The following is a 6,290-nucleotide window of genomic DNA, read 5'->3' on the forward strand; positions in this document are numbered from 1 at the left end:
ATTAGCTGCAGACCGTATTAATGCAGAGCTAAACCAACAACAGGCTGCCTAACAAGCTGTTTAAAGGAATTTTTAAAAAATCCATTTTAAAAATTCTGCAGGTCTTTGTGTTTTTAAAAAGAGCAATTATGAAATTGACTCGAGTGCTTCAATAATTCATATAAACTTTTTAAGGTGTAAAAGTATTTTTAAATCTAAATATACAGGTACATTAAAATTAGCCAAACGCCCATACACTAGGACATGAGCGTATACATATCATGTCATTGTACAATAACACTTTTGGGAGGAATTAATTTTGCAAAATGTAAATTATGTTAATCAATATGAGCACGAATCTAAACCTCGTCACCATCACTTAGGGTTATTAAATACAGTACAGGATTGCGCAAATACATGCGAACATATGACTAGCATGTTGCATCGTTCACACGATCTCCATTGTAGAGGTAATCAGTTGAGTCAGTTAAGAGACTGTGCTGATATTTGTGCATTAATGGGTGATTATTTAGCACGCTCAAGTAATTTTTCTAAATCATTGGCAAGCTTCTGCGCTTATGTTTGTGAGGTATGCGGGAATACTTGTCTTCAATTCCCTGACCAGGAATCACAAAGATGTGGACATATATGCTTAGATTGCGCAAAAGAATGCAAAGAGTTTGCTGGATATTAAAGTAAGGCCCATTCTAAAGGATAAATCTCGAGTCATTAATCATAACAAAATCCCGTATTCCAGGCACGGGATTTTTTACTACGGCGGACGTGTAGTTAGTGAAAATCTTATACGGGCTTGATAGTAGGAACAATTAGCTAAAGACAAGGTATCTACATTGAGGTAGAGTCTGAAGGAACATTTTGCCTTAACTTCATCTAAAGTTCGCATCCATCTATGCTTGCTTTCTGTTTCAATTAAAAATAATCCAAGAATGCTCTTTTCCCTCCATCATATAGCTTTAGATGGCATATTTTTGGTTTTATAGTAGTTTTGAATGGTTGTGTACTGGATTCCCACCGACTCATAATGAGGACTCAATAAAAACCAGTAAAATTAATGGGTTTGAGACTTGCCCGTCTTTAGTGTTCATTATGATAATATTCTCCCATGGCAATGTTCATGTTCCACTTTTCATTACTTTTATTCTTTAAATTTTATTCACAAACTTTTCTAAAAGATCTGTACTACTTTTAACCTTTAAAACAATTTAAACATGAAATCCCATACAACGATCATTATGATTATATACATTACCAATTGTTAAATGGATCAACTGAATAAAGACATCAGATAATACCACCCTTGCCATATTTTAGAGCCAGCTATGACATAATTTTGAGCCACCATTGTCATTAAGAGAGCCAGTATGTTTGATTACTGATATAGCAACACTTCCACCACCCTTGACCTTGTTTGTGTCCGTGGTAGTGCTTGCTATGGCGGATGGAGAAAAAAGCAGCCTTTAGGGCTCCATCCGCATCAGCAGCGTACCACGGACAATCACTTCTAAGTTCCGCTGGCGGGGCCCCGACCCCTTCCAGCGATCACTAAGAATTGGCACGGCGGTCAAGGGCAAGCAGCTAACGCTGTGGTTATAACGGTGATGTTTTCTAGTGAGTGGCTCACCTTTGTCATAACTGGCTCAATTTCTTGTCATTGATGGCTCAGAAAAATGGCAACGATGGCTCAATTGGATGGCAATATTCAATCAACAAAGATTGTGGTAAAAAATTCAACTCCTGTAACATAAGGTAAAGGTTGTATAAGATAAATAAATTAGCGCTCTTTCTTATATATAGTATTATCATGAAACCTCCATCGTACCAAACATCCCCGATTCTTTATGCCCTGGTATTGTACAAACAAAACGATATACACCTTGCTCAGCAGGGGTAAAGGAAACAGTCTGTTTTTCACCGGGTGCAGCATGTAGATGAATGGTATTTGCGGCTTCACCATGATTATGGGAGGTATTTTTCTCTACATTCTCCGGATTAAAATTAACTATTTCCAAGTCATGCTCTATTGTACCAGTATTCTTTATTGATAATGTAACTGTTTCTCCAACTTTGATGTTAATGTTATTTGGCAGGAAATCGTATTCTTCGGCTTTAATCATCAAACGGTTGTCACTCTCATTATGCCCGGAATGATTTTGCTCAGCGGAATCATTTCCGGTAAAGACAGGCCCGGTTTGATTACATACAAAAAATAGCAGACCAATAAGGGCAACAGGAACCAGCGGATTACGGTAAAAAGCTGTTTCATTTCCGTTTATCTCTTTTTGAATCATATAAACCAGAATCAGCACAATAGCAACGAATATAAAGAACATTATTTTAATAATTGCTTCCCGGTGCTCCGTTGCAATCATTACTCCAAGCATGGCCCCCATCATGCCGCCCATAAGACCAGACAAGAGTCCATCCAACACTGCAATAACACTCACAGGTACACCTGCTAAAAAACCTGCAGCCATACCAGTAACCATTCCTAATATAGTGGCTATAAATAAATCACCTGAAAATAAAATTCCAAAGATAACTCCTATAATTAAACCGGTACTCATTCCCAATGTCATTGCAATCATCATCCCAGTCATACTGGGTATTTTCTTTCTGTTGTAGATTGTTTTCCCAATAATAATAAAAGAGAGGAGGATGACTGTCAGAAATATCAAATACAGCGTTGTCCCCATTATCTTTAAGCCCCTTTCTGTCTTGTCCAATTAGTTAACTATATGTATGTTCAGACTTAAAGTATTCTAATAATTGGCGAATTAATTCGAGATATTTTCTGCACAGTAATCAATATATTTGTTTATAAACGTTTCCTACACAGGTACTAAAAGAACTGCTTAAACCTATGGTAGATGGAGCCTGCGTGTATATACTTAAAATCCTTTTTCGTCATGGTGTGATATAAATATTCCAACTCTGAACCCATTTCTTCTAGTTGCTCATCTTTTTGTGGTATGAATCCGAACCAAGCGAACTTCTCTTTTTATCATTAACTATCTACAAAAACCTGTGGATAAGTATATGTAATATACAGGTAATATACAAAAATGGCTTCAACCCCTTATTTTACAATGACTAACAGTTCTCAAAACGTTAATATATATACGATTCAGGGCTCTTTTCACTTATGTGGAAAGAGTCTTTTTTTATATATTAAGGATGCCCTTATAAGAAAACTGTGGATTTTAAGCTTGTAAAAAACACGATTAATTTCTCTATAAGCATGTTACGAATATCTTCTAATATTGCTACATACAAAATTGGAGGTTATTCTTAAATAAATTATTGGGTTTATTGTGAGCCATGCTAGAATTGGGGGTATCGTTTTGTTTCAGCCCGATTACCTGTATTATAATAATATCTAAAAAATAGACAGGAGGAATGTACTTTGGCCGAAATCAAACGATTATCAGCCGAAACAGATGGTGACGACATTTTTGCTTTGTCGCAGTTTGCCTTCCAATATGACCTGACAGAGGATGCGCTGCGAAAAAAACAGGAAGAAGCACATCGGCACATCATTTGGGGATGGATAGAAGACAATCAGCTGGCAGCCAAACTTCACCTGATCTCATTAGGTTGCTATATCAACGGCAAAATCTTTAAGATGGGCGGGATCAGTTCGGTGGCGACCTGGCCGGAATATCGCCGGCAGGGAGCGGCAAAACACTTGCTGCATCATGCACTGCAATACATGCGGCAGCACGGCCAAATGTTATCCTTTTTGCATCCATTTTCGTTTGCCTTTTACCGGAAGTATGGCTGGGAGCATACGTTTTCGGAAAAAGTATACAAGATTTCAATCGACCAATTAAAACGGGAATGGGATACGCGTGGGTATGTTCGCCGCGTTAAAAATGATATAGCTGCTTTACATAAGGTTTATAGTAACTTTGCGAAAAATTATAACGGCACCCTGACTCGCGATGATAAGTGGTGGAAGCAGCGTGTTTTGAAAGAGGATTGGCAGCAGGCAGTTGCTTATCGTGATGACGGTCAAGCGGAAGGGTATATCCTTTATAAGGTGAAAGAAGGAAAGCTGACCGTCCATGAACTGGCATACACGTCTCTTAATGCCCAAAAGCTGCTGCTCCAATTCATCGCGAATCATGATTCAATGGCAAAAACAGTCGAAATGGCTGTGCCGGAAAATGACAATCTGCCGCTCATTGTCGATGACCCAAGGTTCGAGCAGAAAATCAACCCACATTTTATGGCGCGGATTGTTGATGTGTTTGGCTTTTTAAAGGCGTACCCGTTTATCGACGGAAGCGCTGAATCGGTGACATTGCACGTTGATGATGCATTTTTGCCGGAGAACAATGGCGTTTATCAGCTGTCACAATTTGGACCCAACACGAATATAACATACCTTCAGCCGACTTTCCGGCAAGAAAGTGGTATTTATTGCAGTGTACAGCAGCTCACATCAATGCTGATGGGGTATAAACGGCCATTTGCATTGTATGATGCAGGACTCATCAATGGAAACTCGGAAACGATCGAACGGCTGGAAAAAGTGATTCCGAGACGACAAACATTTTTCCCGGATTTTTATTGAATTATGGGAAAAATGGCCCATTATGATGAAAAATATTAAAATGAGTGTGATATTTTCATATATTACGTTAAAATATAGATAATATACAGCAACAACCATTATTTGCTAAAGGAATGTCGTCCATGCTTTTTCACGTTAATATTGTAAAATTCTTCTTTCCGATCGATGACCACTTATTCCGGCTTCAAAAAGCAGAAGCCCTGAAAAATTTGTGGAAAATCTGCATACTGCTTATTTTGTGCAGTGCAGGTGTGTATACCTGGATGGCACTTCTGGGTCTCGGAACCGACATTATTTCAGCTGAGGCGACTGGTTTGACACTGTTTCAATATGAGGCGGCTAAGGTCTGGTTTGTACTGGGGCGGATGGCGTTCGCTGTTGTATTTGCTTTATTGGTTTTATTTATCCCATCGCTGATCTTTTATGCCTTCACGGATATTCCCTATAAGAAACTGGTCGTCTTGCAGGAAATTGTTCTTCTCATCATGCTGGTCGAGCGGGTTTTATGGATACCGTTTGCTGTTTATGCCGGGCTTGATTGGTTTGCTGCACCCTGGTCGTTCGGAATTATCGCCTCATATTTGACGGATGCATCGTGGGTGATATTCTTTTTCGGAGCGATATCACTCTTTCAGCTATGGATTATCTGGTTTCAAGTGAAATTTCTCAGCTATTTGTCACCGATCAGGAAACGCTGGATTTGGATGAGTGTAATTGCGATACATATTTTTTATTGGGCTTGTACGGCTGCATTGGCCTTTCTTGATAGTCATTTGATAAGCGGGTGGTTTGGATGAGGCGGAAAAAGCTTATTCTGACAGTTGTGCTTTTGTTTATTGGGATTAATAGTTTTCTTGTTTATGTTGACAATAAAGACAGGGTTCCACGGTTATCCTATATTAAAGATTGGACGGAAACATTTCAAAAAGATATGTATGAAACAATCGAAACAGCAGGTGTTTTATCTACTGTTGAAGAAAAAAATGTCTACTTTGATCAGGACAAAGGGACATTTGCGGAATTTCTCGTTGAAGAAGACACTGCTGTGAATATTGGTGATGACCTGTTCACCTATCAGGTTAATCATTATGCTGAAACAATGGCTGATCTTGAACGTGAACAAGAAAAGCTGACCGGAGAAATTCAGGCGATTGAAGCGGCACTTGATTCAATCGCCGCATACACCATTCCGGAAACGGATATGAATACGGAATTTGAAGATGAGAACAGCAGCCTTGACATGACAAGCAGATCAGTTGATGCTCATTATATGAAAGAACAATATATCACTGAAAAAGAGACGGAGCTCATGCAGAAAGAGGCCGAACTGCAAAGTGTTCAGGCACAGATATCAGAATTGGAAACGACCGGTGAAACGATTACCGTGGAAAGTCCGTATCAAGGGCAAGTCACCGCAGTATCTGAGACATTAACCAACCCTGTCATCACAATTCGTGATCCAGAACTGCAAGCAGAAGGTGAATTGACGGAATCGGAACGGATGGAAGTTGAACAGAACATGCCTGTTGAGGTGGCTATCAGGGAAAATGACGCCGTTTTGCAGGGTAACTTGAGCCATATTAATGACACGCCCAAAAATACCAGTATTCATAGATCGAGCGTTTATTCATTTGCGGTCAGTTTGGAAGATGAAAGAGGAGGGGCTGACAGGCCGGCGGAAGCAATTGTTGAAAATGATGTATCAGAGGCACCT

4 protein-coding genes are annotated in these 6,290 nt (G+C 39.3%); 3 read left to right on the forward strand and 1 reads right to left on the reverse strand.

All coding sequences use genetic code 11. The features are described from left to right. Positions 1-1,799: 1,799 nt before the first annotated feature. Complete coding sequence (locus VK080_RS11945; protein WP_324224990.1) at positions 1,800-2,693, reverse strand: cupredoxin domain-containing protein; 894 nt, start codon at positions 2,691-2,693, stop codon at positions 1,800-1,802. A 710-nt stretch (positions 2,694-3,403) separates the two neighbouring features. Here VK080_RS11945 and VK080_RS11950 point away from each other — a divergent pair. The 3 genes from VK080_RS11950 to VK080_RS11960 all read left to right on the forward strand — a co-directional run. Further along, positions 3,404-4,576 (forward strand): GNAT family N-acetyltransferase, encoded by a 1,173-nt coding sequence (locus tag VK080_RS11950; RefSeq protein ID WP_324224991.1) that lies wholly within the window; start codon positions 3,404-3,406, stop codon positions 4,574-4,576. Between the two features lie 122 nt (positions 4,577-4,698). Further along, positions 4,699-5,373: a hypothetical protein gene (locus tag VK080_RS11955; RefSeq protein ID WP_324224992.1), complete on the forward strand. Its 675-nt coding sequence runs from the start codon at positions 4,699-4,701 to the stop codon at positions 5,371-5,373. Further along, the coding region (locus VK080_RS11960) for an efflux RND transporter periplasmic adaptor subunit (RefSeq protein ID WP_324224993.1) at positions 5,370-6,290 on the forward strand (921 nt) is incomplete at its 3' end. The genes VK080_RS11955 and VK080_RS11960, both read left to right, overlap by 4 nt.

It is taken from the genome of Lentibacillus sp., from assembly GCF_035301925.1.
Taxonomy (GTDB): Bacteria; Bacillota; Bacilli; order Bacillales; family Amphibacillaceae; genus Lentibacillus.

Excerpts from the sequence above, each read along its gene's own strand:
- VK080_RS11945 (WP_324224990.1), bottom strand. The coding sequence starts at position 2,693 with ATGGGGACAACGCTGTATTTGATATTTCTGACAGTCATCCTCCTCTCT.
- VK080_RS11955 (WP_324224992.1), top strand. The coding sequence starts at position 4,699 with ATGCTTTTTCACGTTAATATTGTAAAATTCTTCTTTCCGATCGATGAC.